Below are 14,328 nucleotides of genomic sequence, written 5' to 3'. Positions count from 1 at the left end.
CGATCAAACAAATCCGCGGATGAGGTCGATCAGCTCTTCGGGTCAGCGTTGAACCAGGGGTATATACAGGAATCTGGCGTCATTTTCCTCGCGGATCTGATAGACGTCGCAAGCCGAAACGCTGCCAGCCGCCTGGGAGGCGCTCAGGAAATAGGTGCCGGTTGCGTCCGCGGTGAACACGATTTGCGCGCTATGCGTCTCCGCTGGATCCGCCGCGGCCAGCAAAGTGGTGCCGTCCGGCGCGTAAATGGATAAGGCGCCATCGATATTTTCGCCGGCGGGGGTGAGCTGGAAGGTGTAGGTGATGCCGGCCATCATTTCCACCGGAATCCAGTCCTGGTCGGTGGGCGTGTCGAAAGTGCGATCCAGTGGCGCGGTGCCATTCCAGGGCTCAGCGAGCTTATATGGATCCGGCGCGTCATCGTAGGGCTCCTGGATATCCTGGGCGCATACAAGCGGGGCAGCCAGGGCGAATTTTCCGCCGGAAAGAAGATTCGCGGCGGCAACGCCGTTCCGGCGGGTGGTGGCCATGGGAAGCCAATTCTGATCGACGAGCTGATAGAGCGTAACTTGCTCCGGGTCCAGATGGGCCAGGTTGGCCTGCGAATAATCGATTTGAGCGGAAACCGGCGACGCGATATCATTCAGCATCGACCAATGGTTAGTGCTGTCGAAGATTTTGACCTGGAAGGAGCGCCAAACCGATCGCAGGTTGGCATCCAGAGCGGTGCCCAGCGTAGAATCGGCCAGTGTGATGATCTGCCCCACCTGGAGGGTTTCGCCAGGGATATTCAAGGTCACGCCGTCGCTGGAAAGCACGCTGCTATCCGTATCCGGCGCTTCACTGCGGATGGCATGCGCGTCCTTCCAGAGCAGGGCGCTTGGCATCATCCAATCGTCCGGACGTTCATCGTAAGGCTGCCAGCCAAAGGGATCGACGGTTTCAGCCGTATTCGGGGTCCAGGGGCTGGCGTTGGCGCCGTTGAAGAACACCATGAAGAAAAGCTGGCGGGGCCAGTAATCCTCCCTCAACGGACGGCCGCCCGACCCACCCATGCTTCCAATGACGCTGGAAACGCTGACCGGATTGCCCTGAAGGAGATCGGTCGGAATGGCAGCCAGATGGCCGTAAAGGGTGGCATACGGCGTGCCGGAATGTTGGACGAGCACGTAACGGCCCAACCTCGAATCGCGCTCGCAGGCGCCGCGAATTCCAGGGTCGCAGATTTCGGTGACGACGCCGGAGGCTGCCGGGTATATTTGCGTATCCGTTTCTCCAGCCGGGGCCTTGATGCCCGTGCCCATCAGATGATTCGAACAATGCCGGTTGAAGCAGGACACTCCATTGAGCAGATTTTCGGTCAGGCTCGAATAGGTCTGCCCGTCGTGCAATTCGATGCTGGTAGCGGGTGGAACGGATGATCCGGCGGTGTGGTCGAACCAGGAAGTGATCAGGCCGTTCGAAAAATCTTCGTCCTGCAAAGCGAAATCGTCGGCATAACTGAGCTGGATCGGCAATTGGAAAACCGAGGAATAGGTCTGGTTCGTGCAGGGCTGGCCGTTGGGAACACCCGCCGAGTAGCAATTCACAGCCCGGGCGCGAAAATTTTGCTCACTGCGAATACGATGGACCTGGATGGCCAGCGAGACCGGATAGAACTGATAACCTGCCAGACCTGGCGTGAATGTGTAGACGCCCATTACGGGAAGGAGAATCGAATAACTGCCATCCGATAGCGTCTTGATATTCGAGATGAGCACCGGGCCGCCAATGGCGAGGTCGACATTCGAAACGGGGGTTCCGTTCTGATCGGTGATTTTCCCGGTGACCTGGATTCCATTCGGAAATGCACATAACAGGCCGGTACTCACCCAGGTGGGTACGCTGGCTTTCCAGTCCAGAAACGCCTCATTATTGGGCTCGCATATTTGCGTTCCGGAAAAATGGAAAATCGAGAGATGCGTGAGAGCAAGGAATTGCGGGTCGGGGATCGAACCCGACAGATCCGTCGAGGAAACGAGCAGCGATTCCAGATTTGCCAAATTTCCCAGAGAAGCCGGTAAATCGCCCGTCAGTGAAGCATTATAGGAAAGTTCCAGACGGGTCAGGGCAGCCAACTGGCCCAACTCCGGCGGAATCGATCCGGAGAGGCGGTTATCGTTTGCAATCAACCATTTGAGGTGGCTCAGGTTTCCCAGTTGAGAGGGTATCGATCCGTTGATTTGATTATCCGAAAGAACCAGCCAGACCAGATTGGATAGATTTCCGAATTGAGGCGGAATGCTGCCTCCCAGGGCATTGTTCGTCATGTACAGCGAAGTCAAATTGGACAGATTGCCAAGATTTTCCGGGATGGAACCGGAAAGCTGGTTGTGCGATAAATTCAGGCTGACGAGATTGGCCAGATTCCCCAGCTCGGGCGGTATCGAACCGGCCAACTGGTTGTAAAACAGATATAGCGTTTTCAGGTGACTTAAGCCCTGAATGGCCGGGGGGATGGATCCGGAGATCAGGTTGTTCGAGAGATCCAGTTCGAGGAGGTTGGATAATCCGGTGGGAATGCCGCCGCTCAACTGGTTGGACGACAGGTAGAGATAGGCCAATTGGGTGAGGTTGTTCAAACTGGCCGGAATGGTGCCGGTCAACTGGTTTCCCGAAAGGTCCAGGGAACGCAGGTCGGTCAGGTTTCCCAACTCCGGTGGAATGGTTCCCACCAGGTTGTTGGACATCAGCAGAACGCGATAGACATGGCCGTTCGAAACGATCACGCCGTACCAATCTTCCGGGGTGTTTGTCTCCAGCCAGTGGGTGTGGTTGGTCCAATTGCTCCCGTTAGTGCTGTTATAAAGTGCAACCAGGACCTCGCATTCGGCGCCCGGAATGCCTGATATTGCCGCGCAGGAGGTAAAAGGATCCGGGGTTTGGGCCCGGACGAGAAGGCTTGGTTGGAAGAGAAGCAGAAGAATAATCAAAAGTCCGAATAAATAATTTCGAGAAAAAAATTTCTGCAATGAAATTACCATAATTGACTCCCCCAGAATGATCATCGAAAAGATAACCTGACAATCAGGTTACCGATTTTCCCATTATTTCACCAATTTTGAAGTACGTCAATCGAATCTATCACATATGATAAAAAGGGTCCGATTCTCCTCCGTTCCAACCGGATGCGCTCGAGTCACCGATCAGGTCGCACCTCGATGGTGCACGGATGGGATGTTAAAGAGAACTGCCGCCCGGCGTTGGCGGCAGTATGGATAAATTGTGGGCGCGGAGGGGCTCGAACCCACGAACCTCACGGATGTGAACCGTGCGCTCTGACCAACTGAGCTACGCGCCCGTAGCGAATGAGATTATAGCAGAACTCGCATGGGATGGCAAGGATTTCTCCCGGGCCGTCGCCGCTTAACCGAATTTGCCTTCCATGTAATCCTGGGTGCGTTTGTCCTTGGGATAGACGAAAAGCTGCTTGTCGGCGGCGAATTCGACCAATTCTCCCTGCAGGAAGAAGGCAGCGAAATCGGCCATGCGCGCTGCCTGCTGCACGTTGTGGGGCACCCAGATGATGGTAAAGCGTTGTTTCAACTCCTGCATCAGGCTTTCGATTTTGGAGGTCGAAACCGGGTCGAGCGCCGATGTGGGTTCGTCGAGCATGATCACCTCGGGCTCCAGAGCCAGCACGCGCGCCAGGCACAGGCGTTGCTGCTGACCTCCGGATATGGCGTTGGCCGGAGCATTCAGGCGATCATAAACCTCATCCCATAGCACTGCCAGGCGCAGAGCCTGCTCCACCGCATCATCCAGGCGGCTTTTTCGTTTTTCGCCCATCAGGCGCAGCCCGTAAGCCACATTTTCATAAATCGTCAACGGCAACGTCACCGGGCGTGAGAAGACAATGCCTACCTTGCGGCGCAGGGTTACCGGATCCACGCTGGGGCTGAGGATGTTCTTACCGTTCAAAAGGACATTACCGGTCAATCGGGCCACATCGGTCTGATCGTTCAAGCGATTGAGCACGCGCAGCATGCTCGATTTTCCACCGCCGGCGGGTCCGAAGAAAACGGTAATCGCGTTCGACGCGATGCGCAGGTTGACATCCCGGAGGCTCTCGGTGCCGTCCTGATAGGTCAGGTTGAGGTGTTCGATCACAATCTTGTCCATAGGAATCACCATTGCCGCCGGGCGCGGGCGCGAATGCGCACGATCGAGGCCAGGATGTTCATGCCCAGAACGAAGAAGAGCAGCACCAGCACCGTGCCGTATTGGATTTGCACCGGCATGCCGGGGATGGAAGTGGAGATGACGAAGATATGATAGGGCAGGGCCATGGTGGCATCCATGATCGAGCCGGGCAACTGGGGAAGGAAGAAAGAGACGCCGGTGAAGAGAATGGGGGCAGTTTCGCCGGCGGCCCGTTCCAGCCCCAGGATGACGCCCGTGAGAATGCCGGGAATGGCCTGCGGCAGCACGATCCGCCAGGTGGTTTGCCAGCGGGTGGCGCCGAGCGAACGGCTCACCGCGCGGAAGGAGTAGGGCACCTGCCGTAACGCCTCTTCGGTGGTGCTGATGATGGTCGGCAGGGTCATGATGGAGAGCGTGAGACAGGAGGCCAGGATGCTGGTGCCAAATTTGAGAAAGAGGACGAAAACGCCCAGGCCAAACAAGCCATACACGACCGAGGGAATGCCAGACAGGTTAATGATGGCGATCCGAATGATGCGCGTCCATTGGTTATCCGGCGCGTATTCGGCGATATATACGCCCGCCGCGATGCCCAGCGGCACCGAAAAAAGAGCCGTGCCGAGGGTGAGGTAAAACGTGCCGACGATCGCCGGCCAGATGCCGCCCTGGCGCATGCCGTCGCGTGGAAAGCTGGTGAGAAATTCCCAGGAGATGGAAGGCGCGCCTTTGACGATGATGTAAATCACGATCGCCACGATGGGCAGCACCGTGATCAGGGTGAGCAGCCACAGTACCCAGATCGAAATCTTCTCCTGGCGGTGCGACGCGGTCAAAACGGGGTTGGGGCGGAGGCCATCTTCCATACTGATTCCTTAGGAGAGCGACCGTTCTGAACGCTTCAGGCCGCGAGTGCTGACCCACGAGGCAACCACGTTGATGGTCAGCGAAACCATGAACAGGATGATACCGATGAAGAAGAGCACCTGGTAATGGGGGCTGCCATTGGCGACTTCCCCCATTTCGGAAGCGATGGTGGCGGTCATGGTGCGAATGGGCAGGAAGATCGCGTCCAGGCCATGCGGCATCACCGGGGCATTGCCGGTGACCATCATGACGGCCATGGTTTCACCAATGGCGCGGCCGACACCCAGCATGACGGCGGTCAATACGCCCGTCTTCGCTGCTGGAAGGGTAATGTTCCAGATGGTTTGCCATTTGGTGGCGCCCAGCGCCAGCGCCGCCTGACGATAGGAAGCCGGTACGGTGTTGAGGGCATCTTCGGAGATCGAGACGATGGTTGGTGTGGCGATGAAAGCCAGCAGGATGGCGCCGGTCAGGCCGGACAGGCCGGTGGGCAGATTCAGGCCCTCGCGCACCAGGGGCACGACCACCTGAATGCCGATGAAACCCAGGACCACGGAAGGCAGGCCGGCGAGAATTTCGATCAACGGCTTGAGGACATTCTTTAGCCACATCGGGGCAATTTCGGAGATCAACAGGCTGGTTCCAATACCCAACGGTATGGCGATGAGGATAGCCGTGAGGGTGACGATGATCGAGCCGAAGAATAAAGGCCAGATGCCGAAATATCCCTCGATGGGATACCAGATGGTTCCAAAAAGGCTGGAAAGGCTGACATTGGCCAGCGCGGGCAGTCCTTCACGCATCAAGAAGATAAAAATCAGGGTAACAAATAGAATGCTGGAATAACCAGCGGCTTTGATCAAAATATTGACGGGACGTTCACGACGAGTTTGTTCGATCATAAAAGGGTGCTCATGGGGTGGTTTTGATGGGCACAAAACCCAGGTCGATGACGATCTGCTGCGCTTCGGGCGACAGGATCCACTGCATGTAATCGACAACTGCCTGGGGATCGTCCTTTTTCGAATACATATACAGATCGCGCGCGATCGGATAGCTCTGGTTGTTCACGCTCTCGATGGAGGGCAGAACGTACGCTTTATCGTTGCCCGGGGATACCGCGATGACTTTTACTTCAGGCGTCACGTATCCCAGCCCGTCATAACCGATAGCATTCGGATTGTCGCGCACCTCGGAGATGATCCCCTCAGAGGAAGGCAGTAACAGCGTCAGAGGGGAGAAGATGGCCTTGTCGTTCTTGTTGCCCAGGCGGACGACGGCTTCCAGAAAGTAGACGTGGGTACCCGAATTCGTCTCGCGCGAAAGGCGTACGATGGGGCGATCTTCGCCGCCAACTTCCTTCCAGTTGGCAATTTCACCGCGGTAGATGCGCGAGATCTGCTCCATGGTGAGCTGACTGACCGGATTCTCAGGGTTGACGATTACGGCGATGGCGTCCCGCGCGATGACATGTTCCACCGGATCGATGCCGTTGGCCTGCGCCGCGGCGATCTCTTCCTGGGTGATCTGGCGGGACGCATTGGCAATGTCCACCGTTCCGTTGATGAGAGACGTGATGCCTGTGCCGCTGCCCCCGCCGGTCACCGAAATGCTCACTTCCGGGCGAATGGTCTGGTAGCGTTCAGCCCAGGCCAGCGCCAGGTTGACGATGGTATCAGAGCCTTTATTTTGAAGGTAAATGGTCGAATTTTGTTGGGAATCGGACGAGTTGGAATGGGTTGAACAGCCTGTGAGAAACAAGCTCAGGCAAATCAGTAGGGGAGTGATGCGCCATTTCATACCAAGTACTGATTATAGCGTAAAAATCCTGTGAATAGAAAAAAACCGGAAATTTGTAATAGGGTGGGGTATAATTACAAGGTTGTGAACTTTACGGAGAGGAACTAGACCTTATGGATATTGGTACGATCCAACCCGTCGACATTGATGAACAGATGCGAACAGCCTACCTCGATTACGCCATGAGCGTAATCGTCGCCCGTGCGCTTCCGGATGCGCGGGACGGGCTAAAGCCGGTTCATCGTCGCATTCTGTATGCAATGCAAGAGTTGGGCATACGCTCCAATACCGCTTATAAGAAATCGGCGCGTATCGTCGGTGAAGTGCTGGGTAAATATCACCCGCACGGCGATTCGGCTGTTTACGACGCCATGGCGCGCATGGCTCAGGATTTTTCCATGCGTTATCCGCTGGTGGATGGGCAGGGTAACTTTGGTTCGGTGGACGGCGATCCCCCGGCCGCGATGCGGTACACCGAAGCCCGGTTATCGGCCATGGCGGAGGAAATGCTCGTCGATATCGAAAAGAACACGGTGGACTTTGCGCCCAATTTCGATGGTTCGTTGCAGGAACCCATGGTGCTGCCGTCGCGTTCGCCCGATCTGCTTCTAAACGGCTCTTCCGGTATCGCAGTGGGTATGGCGACCAATATCCCACCCCACAACCTGAAAGAGTTATGCAACGCCATCATTTATCTGATCGATAATTACACCAACCTCGACGATGTAACCATTGAAGATCTGATGGAACGCATTCCCGGACCGGATTTTCCAACCGGCGGTGTGATCGTGGGACGCGAGGGCATCCGACAGGCTTATTCGACCGGCCGCGGGCGGTTGATCGTACGCGGTCTGGCGCATATCGAAGAGATGAAGGGCGGGCGTTACGCCATCAACATTACCGAAATTCCGTATCAGGTCAACAAGACGGGTTTGATCGAACGGATTGCCGAACTGGTGCGCGAGGATAAGATCGACCAGATTTCGGACCTGCGGGATGAATCCGACCGCCGCGGCATGAGTATCGTGATCGAACTCAAGCGCGGCGCCCAGCCGAAGATGGTGTTGAATCAACTGTTCAAATACACGCCACTGCAGACAACCTTCGGCGTGCATCTGCTGGCGCTGGTGGACAATGAGCCGCGCGTGCTATCGCTCAAACGCGCATTGCAGATCTTCGTCGATCATCGCGAAGTGGTCATCACCCGCCGTTCGGAATTCGAGCTGCAAAAAGCCCGCGCCCGCGCGCACATCCTGGACGGCCTGTTGATTGCCCTGGCCAACCTGGACGATGTAATTCAAACCATTCGGCAGGCCAGGGATGCCGATACGGCCAAGATAAACCTGGTCGAACGCTTCAAGCTGACCGAAATTCAGGCCCAGGCCATTTTGGATTTGCAATTGCGCCGCCTGGCCGCCCTGGAACGCCAGAAGATCGAAGATGAGCACACCGAGGTCATGGAGCGGATTGCTTACCTGGAAGATCTGCTGGCCAACCCAAAGAAAATCCTTAGCGTGATTCAGGATGACTTGCGCGCCTTGAGTGATAAATTTGGGGACGACCGGCGCACCCGCATCACTGCCGAAGCCCATGAGGACCTGAAGATCGAGGACCTGGTGCCGGATGAGGCCGTGCTGGTGACCATTACTCAGCGCGGATATATCAAACGCACGGCCGCCAACCTGTACCGCACGCAAAACCGCGGCGGGCGGGGTGTGAGCGGCCAATCGGTGCGCGAAGAAGATGAGGTCGTCACGCTGCTGCCGGGGCGTTCGCTGGATACGCTGCTGTTCTTCTCCGATCGCGGCAAGGTGTATTCGGAAAAGGCCTATAATTTGCCGGACGCCGGGCGCACCGACAAGGGTATCTCGATCGTGAATGTGCTGGCTCTGGAACCCGGCGAACGCATCACGGCCGCCCTATCGGTGCAGAATTTCGAAGCCGCGCATTATTGCACGATGGCTACCGTCCGGGGACGCATGAAACGGGTGGCGCTTTCGGAATTCGCCAATGTCCGCCCGTCCGGTTTGATCGCGATCACGCTGGATTCCGGCGACGAACTGGGTTGGGCGCGCCTGACTCATGGCAAGGACGACGTCATTCTGGTAACGGCTGGCGGCCAGGCGCTGCGCATCGCCGAGGATGATATCCGCGTGATGGGCCGCACGGCCGGTGGCGTCGCCGGCATGAAATTGAAAGCCAAAGACCGGTTGACCTCCATGGAAGTGGTCGAACCGGACGGCTATCTGCTGGTGGTCACCCGCCAGGGATTTGGCAAGCGCGTTTCGCTCGCGGAATACCCGCGCAAAGGCCGCGCTACCGGTGGCGTCATTACCCAGGACGTGAAGAATATGGACCGCACCGGCCAGGTGGTCTCGGCCCGGGTGGTACAGGAAGCCGATGATGTAACCTTCATCTCCAGCAACGGCATCGTTCTGCGCCTGAAGGTGAAGGATATTTCACTAACGAGTCGGGCCACGCGCGGCGTGCACCTGATGGATCTCGGCGCGGGGGACGCGGTGGCATCGGTGGCGCGCTTCCCGGCCACGAATGACGGCGAGTTCGGTAAAGAAAAGAATTCCGCGCCAGAGAACTAGATCTGCCCGGATAAGATTTATAAAGAACAGCGGATGGCAGCCTGAAACGGCAGCGATCCGCTGTTCATTATTATAAATTCAAACGACGTATTAGAAAGCCATCTTGCCGGTAACGACCAGGCAGAAGGTGCCCAGCACCAGCACCATCAAGAAGAGCATCAAGGCGATGATAAAGCGCTGCTTGGCGGTCATTCCGAGGAATGGGCTTCGCGAAGGCCGCAACGTGCGGCGAACTTCCGGTTTTTCAGGCGGCAAATCTTCTTCAAAAGGTTGCTGTGCGGCTGAATTGCGTAGATCATCAAGCATGAGCGGCCTCCAAAAATCTTCAGGATTGCTCCGCCGGGGGCAGGTGCGCCGGGCGCAAATGCACATCTCCGACGGTAATCACTTCTTGTTTTCCCGCAGGCGTGCGCAGCACAAGCCCACCCTGCGGGTCGATTCCCATTACTTTTCCTTCCAATTGGCCGTCCGGCATCTGAACCAGCACGTCCTCACCTTTGAAGGCCAGGCGGCTTTCCCAACTCTGAAAGAATTCCGGACTGGCCAGTTTTTTTCGCCAGGCAAAAAGAGACGCCAGAATTTCGGAAAGCAGTATCCAGCGTTCCACGGGATGCCCGGCAGCTTCTTCGACGCTGATGGCCGGAAACAGAAGTCTGTCAGCCGGTGGTACGGCAGAAGGTGCAACATTCACACCAATACCCAGCACCACTCCGGTCAGGCGGCCAGCCTGCCAGCTCGTCTCGGCCAGTATGCCGCATACCTTGCGCCGCTGCAGCAGCACGTCATTCGGCCATTTGATCTCGGCCTTCAACCCGCAACCGGCTTTCAGACCGTCACTTACCGCCAGACCGGCCAAAGGTGAAAATAAGGCGAGATGTTCCATTTCGGCTGGAGTCGGGTGAAAAATCAGGCTGAAAGCCAGAGCCGCGCCCGGCCGGGTGATCCAGCGGCGATCGAGACGGCCCCGTCCGGCGATCTGACAGTCGGTCACCACCACCGCGGCATCCGGCGCGCCGGTTTCAAGCCACCGCCCGGCATCATCGTTGGTCGAGCCGGTCTCAGCGCTGAAGCGCACTTCCGACAGCGGCAGTCCCTGAAGCTGCTCGCGCAGCCGGGTTTCGTCTGGGTCGTCTTTCATGGATTTATTGTACCGCAGTTCCCAAAGCGCATTCCCTGCGGACCCATTAAAAAACAGAGCAGGCGAGGCATTCGCCTCGCCTGCTCTTCGATCTGCTTTCAACGTCCAAAACTCTGAGGAGAGAACTTATTTGGTGACAACCTTGATGCTTTTCGGGCGAGCTTCCTCTGCCTTGGGGACGCGCAGCGTGAGGACACCATTCTCCAGATGGGCTTCGACCTTCCCGGTATCCGGCGGAGCGGGCAGGGTCAATTCGCGGTAGAAACGCCCGGTGGGGATTTCGTTGAGCAGGAATTCGCTCTTCTCATCCTCGCTCTTGAATTCACCCTGGATGGTGATGGTATCGTTGATCACCTGAACGTTCAAATCTTCGCCTTTGACACCCGGCAGAAGAGCCGTCAGGATATAATCGTCGCCTTCAGATCGAACATCGAGCGGAAGGGCAACCCGGACTTCGACATCCGGCCATTGTTCCATGGCGCGGTTCCAGGCCATGCGGCGGGCAAGCATTTCACTCATGGGATTGCGAACATACATTGTCATGATATACCTCCAAAAAACCTGTCGGTTGATTGATTGATTTGATCTTTCTTTTCGAACTTGATGTAATCTTACTTCCCGTATATTTGAGGAATGCAAACAATATATAGAAGATTTATAAGAAAAATCCCGGTGTCCAGGCAGGCCATTCATCCATTCGGAAGGCTGATGGAGTCCTTATTTTGTGGTATCATCGCTGATGTGGAATGGTAGCCTTATGGAAGAAGAACAGATCACGATTATTGAAGGCCCCACGCCCACGTTCGAGAGTATTCAGGACGGTTGGGCGTTGGGATTGAACGAAGGGCCGTATTTTTACGACCTGTCTTTGACACGCCTGCGTACATTCAACGGACCCTCTCTTGTCGAACGTTGCTACCGCGCCTGGCATAAAGGTTCAGCGATTTTCCTGCATTATCGCAATCGCCTGGGCCTTGAAGAACGCGCGCCGATCATGGCAGCCCGCTCGCTGGAGACCCAGGATGGACAGGTGCTGTTGCTGTGGATTCGCCGGACTTCCGATCAGGTGTCCGATGATGGCGATACAGACCTGGATGAGGAAGATCCGGACGGGAATCAATAAACGTTTCTGGCAACTGGGTGGCGGATGTTAATCGCTGCCCAGTTTTTTTTATCCGGAGCCCCACAATGCCGCTCGACCTCAACCTGATACGTGCCCAGTTCCCTGCGTTGCAACGGCCGACCCTCTTTTTCGATAACCCCGGCGGCACCCAGGTGGCCCGTTCATGCCTGGAACGGATGACCCGCTACCTGGTGGATACAAACGCCAACCACGGCGGCCTGTTTCACACCAGCCGCGAGTCGGACGCGTTGGTCGAGAAAGCCCGCCAGGCCGTGGCCGATTTTCTTAATGCCCGTGAACCGGCTGAGATCGTCTTCGGCGCCAACATGACCAGCCTGACCTTCCAGATCAGCCGGTCGATCGGCAGGCTGCTGCAACCCGGGGATCACCTGGTGGTCACCCGCCTGGATCACGACGCCAACATTACACCCTGGGTCAGGGTGGCGGAAGAATGCAATTGTCACATTCGCTGGGTCGATTTCAAGCCCGGGGATTGCACGCTCGATCTGGCGGATTATGAAGCTGCACTGGCCGAGCATCCAAAAGTGGTTGCCTTTGGGTATGCCAGCAACGCCGTCGGAACGATCCATCCGGTCGAAAAGATGACTGAGATGGCAAAAGCGGCCGGCGCGCTGGTTTATGTGGACGCGGTCCAATACGCGCCCCATGGACCCATCGATGTGCAACAAATCGGCTGTGATTTTTTGGTCTGCTCGGCCTATAAGTTCTTTGGCCCGCATTTGGGCGTGCTCTACGGCCGGCGGGAGGTGCTGGAAAATCTGCCGGCTTACCGCGTGCGCCCCGCGCCGGCCGAAGCGCCGGGTAAATTCGAGACCGGAACGGGAAATTTCGAGGGCATGGCCGGATTGCTGGGCGCGCTGGAATATTTCGAATGGCTGGGTTACCTATTTGGCGAAGATTACCTCGAATTGTATGCCGAACAGTACCCCGGACGCAGGCTCGTTTTCAAGCAGGCCATGTCGGCGGTACGGTCGTATGAATATGACCTGAGCCGCGAACTGCTTCAGACGCTGCTGGCGATTCCCGGAGTCAAGATATACGGCATCCAGGATCCAGACCGCCTGCCTGAACGCGTTCCAACGGTCTCGTTCACGCTGGAGGGATATCGACCGGCCGAAATTGCGCAGTATCTGGCCGAACGGAATATCAACGTCTGGAACGGGAACTTCTATGCGCTGGCAGTGACCGAGCGCCTGGGATTGGAAGGGGATGGGGGACTGGTGCGGATCGGCGCAACCCATTACAATACGAAAAAGGAAATCGAACGACTGGCTGTTACCCTCGCACCACTGGGAATGAGTCGTTCAACGGGAGGGATATGACAACCACAAAACCGGAACCGATTTTAACCGTAAGCCAGGAAGAACTATATTTTCTACTGGTGCTGCTGAAGGCGCGCCGGATCCCCGGCCTGGAAGGGATTTTTGAACCCGACGCCACCGAGCAGGAGCGTACTCATTTGTTGGACGCCGCCCGGCGCGCGCTGGTGGCGCGCGGACTGGTGACCCTGCAGGTGGACGGCCGCGCGACCATGGATGAATTCGCGCTGGCGGTGGTCGGCACCTGCGTGCGGCCGTTATATTCCGTGATAATGGAAAACACGGGTCTGGATCGCTCCAACGGCGTGTTCTGGCATGGTATCAAGAGTTTGATCGTCGAGCATAGCATTCCACAGGAAGGGATCCATCGCTTCCGGGCTTTACCGGCTGACAGCGATCTGGTGCGCCGGTTTATGGGCGCTTCAGAGGTTCACTTGAGCGAAGATGCCGGCCCGATGGAAGAAGGCCTGGTGATGCAATCGGCGTTCGACAAAGCCCGGCAGGTGTGCCGCGATGCGGGCGACGAAGCCGCCGGCGGCGAGGTCTTGATGCAGGGCGGCCTTTCGAGTCAGGCTGCAGAAAAACTGGCTGCTATACTGGCAGGCGCCGAAAATTCAACGACGGTCGCCTTTATGCGCCATGCCTATCCGGACGGGGAGGAAGAGCTGTTCGGCGGCTCGGCTCTGGCCGGCCCACAGGGCGCGGTTTTGACGGTTCCAACCGACACCGGAAGCGGTGAAGTGCGCGTGCGGCCGTTGACCCGCCAGGGCTGGCAGGACTGGTTGGGTTTGATGCTTGAAGTCATTCGGGAAAAATAACAGACGAACTATTTAAATGATAAACGCCTGGGTGAGGGGGGCATCCAGACGTTTATCGAAAGTCATTCTATCATCGCTTTCCAGCGAATGGAAGATTGGTTATATTGCAGTTGTATTACAGTTTTGTTATTGAATAATTCTCATTCAGTGCCCCAGGAGGGACTCGAACCCTCAGCCTAGGCGTTAGGAGTGCCTCGCTCTGTCCACTTGAGCCACTGGGGCGGACGAAAGGATTATAGCATCAGCCGGAATCTCCGGCAAGACTGGTTTAAATGGAGCACGAACTGCCTGCTGCTTCGGAGAAAAATCTCCACGACGTCAATCCTACCTGGGGCAGGAGCCTCCGCAAACGCGGATGGCGCGTCAAGCTTCTGAAAGTGGGGCACCCAGAGTGTCCCAAATAGTGGCTGGCGCCACACAGAAGACAATTGCCAGGCAAGCTGCCCGGCTATGAAGTTTCAGCAG

The 14,328-nt window shown here is 56.8% G+C and carries 12 protein-coding genes and 2 tRNA genes; 4 read left to right on the top strand and 10 right to left on the bottom strand.

Annotation, left to right across the window (positions count from 1 at the left end):
• Positions 1-42: 42 nt before the first annotated feature.
• The 6 genes from LARV_RS16400 to LARV_RS16375 form a co-directional block, all read right to left on the bottom strand.
• The gene (locus LARV_RS16400) at positions 43-3,024 is read right to left on the bottom strand and encodes a leucine-rich repeat domain-containing protein (RefSeq protein WP_075074655.1); all 2,982 of its coding nucleotides are present in this window, start codon (positions 3,022-3,024) and stop codon (positions 43-45) included.
• A 242-nt stretch (positions 3,025-3,266) separates the two neighbouring features.
• Positions 3,267-3,341 (bottom strand) — tRNA-Val (locus tag LARV_RS16395).
• A 65-nt stretch (positions 3,342-3,406) separates the two neighbouring features.
• A complete protein-coding gene (locus tag LARV_RS16390; RefSeq protein ID WP_075074654.1) occupies positions 3,407-4,162 on the bottom strand; it encodes a phosphate ABC transporter ATP-binding protein in 756 nt (251 codons plus the stop codon).
• 5 nt (positions 4,163-4,167) lie between these two features.
• Positions 4,168-5,046, bottom strand: a complete 879-nt coding sequence (gene pstA, locus LARV_RS16385) for a phosphate ABC transporter permease PstA (protein ID WP_075074653.1) — start codon at positions 5,044-5,046, stop codon at positions 4,168-4,170.
• A gap of 9 nt (positions 5,047-5,055) precedes the next feature.
• A complete protein-coding gene (pstC, locus tag LARV_RS16380; RefSeq protein ID WP_075074652.1) occupies positions 5,056-5,949 on the bottom strand; it encodes a phosphate ABC transporter permease subunit PstC in 894 nt (297 codons plus the stop codon).
• A gap of 10 nt (positions 5,950-5,959) precedes the next feature.
• Positions 5,960-6,847 (bottom strand): PstS family phosphate ABC transporter substrate-binding protein, encoded by an 888-nt coding sequence (locus LARV_RS16375; protein WP_075074651.1) that lies wholly within the window; start codon positions 6,845-6,847, stop codon positions 5,960-5,962.
• 113 nt (positions 6,848-6,960) lie between these two features.
• Here LARV_RS16375 and gyrA point away from each other — a divergent pair, with 113 nt between their 5' ends.
• Positions 6,961-9,444, top strand: coding sequence for a DNA gyrase subunit A (gene gyrA / locus LARV_RS16370; RefSeq protein WP_075074650.1), 2,484 nt, complete (start codon positions 6,961-6,963; stop codon positions 9,442-9,444).
• A gap of 90 nt (positions 9,445-9,534) precedes the next feature.
• On the opposite strand, the gene LARV_RS16365 is transcribed toward gyrA, so the two are convergent.
• The 3 genes from LARV_RS16365 to LARV_RS16355 form a co-directional block, all read right to left on the bottom strand.
• On the bottom strand, positions 9,535-9,750 hold the full coding sequence (locus LARV_RS16365) for a hypothetical protein (RefSeq protein ID WP_075074649.1): 216 nt from the start codon (positions 9,748-9,750) through the stop codon (positions 9,535-9,537).
• A gap of 19 nt (positions 9,751-9,769) precedes the next feature.
• Positions 9,770-10,582 carry a biotin--[acetyl-CoA-carboxylase] ligase gene (locus LARV_RS16360; protein WP_075074648.1) on the bottom strand — a complete coding sequence of 271 codons (813 nt, stop codon included), beginning with the start codon at positions 10,580-10,582 and terminating at the stop codon, positions 9,770-9,772.
• A 126-nt stretch (positions 10,583-10,708) separates the two neighbouring features.
• Entirely contained in the window at positions 10,709-11,125 is a 417-nt protein-coding gene (locus LARV_RS16355; protein WP_075074647.1) for an Hsp20/alpha crystallin family protein, read from the bottom strand.
• Between the two features lie 214 nt (positions 11,126-11,339).
• Here LARV_RS16355 and LARV_RS16350 point away from each other — a divergent pair, with 214 nt between their 5' ends.
• The 3 genes from LARV_RS16350 (at position 11,340) to LARV_RS16340 (ending at position 13,863) form a co-directional block, all read left to right on the top strand.
• Positions 11,340-11,705, top strand: a complete 366-nt coding sequence (locus LARV_RS16350; RefSeq protein ID WP_075074646.1) for a hypothetical protein — start codon at positions 11,340-11,342, stop codon at positions 11,703-11,705.
• Between the two features lie 65 nt (positions 11,706-11,770).
• Entirely contained in the window at positions 11,771-13,048 is a 1,278-nt protein-coding gene (locus LARV_RS16345; RefSeq protein WP_075074645.1) for a cysteine desulfurase-like protein, read from the top strand.
• Positions 13,045-13,863 (top strand): ESX secretion-associated protein EspG, encoded by an 819-nt coding sequence (locus tag LARV_RS16340; protein WP_075074644.1) that lies wholly within the window; start codon positions 13,045-13,047, stop codon positions 13,861-13,863. The genes LARV_RS16345 and LARV_RS16340 overlap by 4 nt, the downstream gene beginning before the upstream one ends.
• A gap of 148 nt (positions 13,864-14,011) precedes the next feature.
• Here the strand turns inward: LARV_RS16340 and LARV_RS16335 are convergent.
• Positions 14,012-14,085: transfer RNA gene (locus LARV_RS16335), tRNA-Arg, on the bottom strand.
• Between the last annotated feature and the right edge of the window lie 243 nt (positions 14,086-14,328).

This window comes from Longilinea arvoryzae (assembly GCF_001050235.1).
Classification (GTDB): Bacteria; Chloroflexota; Anaerolineae; order Anaerolineales; family Anaerolineaceae; genus Longilinea; species Longilinea arvoryzae.
The sequence above is the reverse complement of the archived record's forward strand: the minus strand, read 5'-3'. Positions and strand labels throughout refer to the sequence as shown.

What these genes read in the sequence shown, in the direction of transcription:
- LARV_RS16355 (WP_075074647.1), bottom strand. Translation starts at nt 11,125, where the DNA reads ATGACAATGTATGTTCGCAATCCCATGAGTGAAATGCTTGCCCGCCGC.
- LARV_RS16390 (WP_075074654.1), bottom strand. Translation starts at nt 4,162, where the DNA reads ATGGACAAGATTGTGATCGAACACCTCAACCTGACCTATCAGGACGGC.
- gyrA (WP_075074650.1), top strand. Translation starts at nt 6,961, where the DNA reads ATGGATATTGGTACGATCCAACCCGTCGACATTGATGAACAGATGCGA.
- LARV_RS16360 (WP_075074648.1), bottom strand. Translation starts at nt 10,582, where the DNA reads ATGAAAGACGACCCAGACGAAACCCGGCTGCGCGAGCAGCTTCAGGGA.
- LARV_RS16400 (WP_075074655.1), bottom strand. Translation starts at nt 3,024, where the DNA reads ATGGTAATTTCATTGCAGAAATTTTTTTCTCGAAATTATTTATTCGGA.
- LARV_RS16340 (WP_075074644.1), top strand. Translation starts at nt 13,045, where the DNA reads ATGACAACCACAAAACCGGAACCGATTTTAACCGTAAGCCAGGAAGAA.
- pstA (WP_075074653.1), bottom strand. Translation starts at nt 5,046, where the DNA reads ATGGAAGATGGCCTCCGCCCCAACCCCGTTTTGACCGCGTCGCACCGC.
- LARV_RS16345 (WP_075074645.1), top strand. Translation starts at nt 11,771, where the DNA reads ATGCCGCTCGACCTCAACCTGATACGTGCCCAGTTCCCTGCGTTGCAA.
- LARV_RS16350 (WP_075074646.1), top strand. Translation starts at nt 11,340, where the DNA reads ATGGAAGAAGAACAGATCACGATTATTGAAGGCCCCACGCCCACGTTC.
- pstC (WP_075074652.1), bottom strand. Translation starts at nt 5,949, where the DNA reads ATGATCGAACAAACTCGTCGTGAACGTCCCGTCAATATTTTGATCAAA.
- LARV_RS16375 (WP_075074651.1), bottom strand. Translation starts at nt 6,847, where the DNA reads ATGAAATGGCGCATCACTCCCCTACTGATTTGCCTGAGCTTGTTTCTC.
- LARV_RS16365 (WP_075074649.1), bottom strand. Translation starts at nt 9,750, where the DNA reads ATGCTTGATGATCTACGCAATTCAGCCGCACAGCAACCTTTTGAAGAA.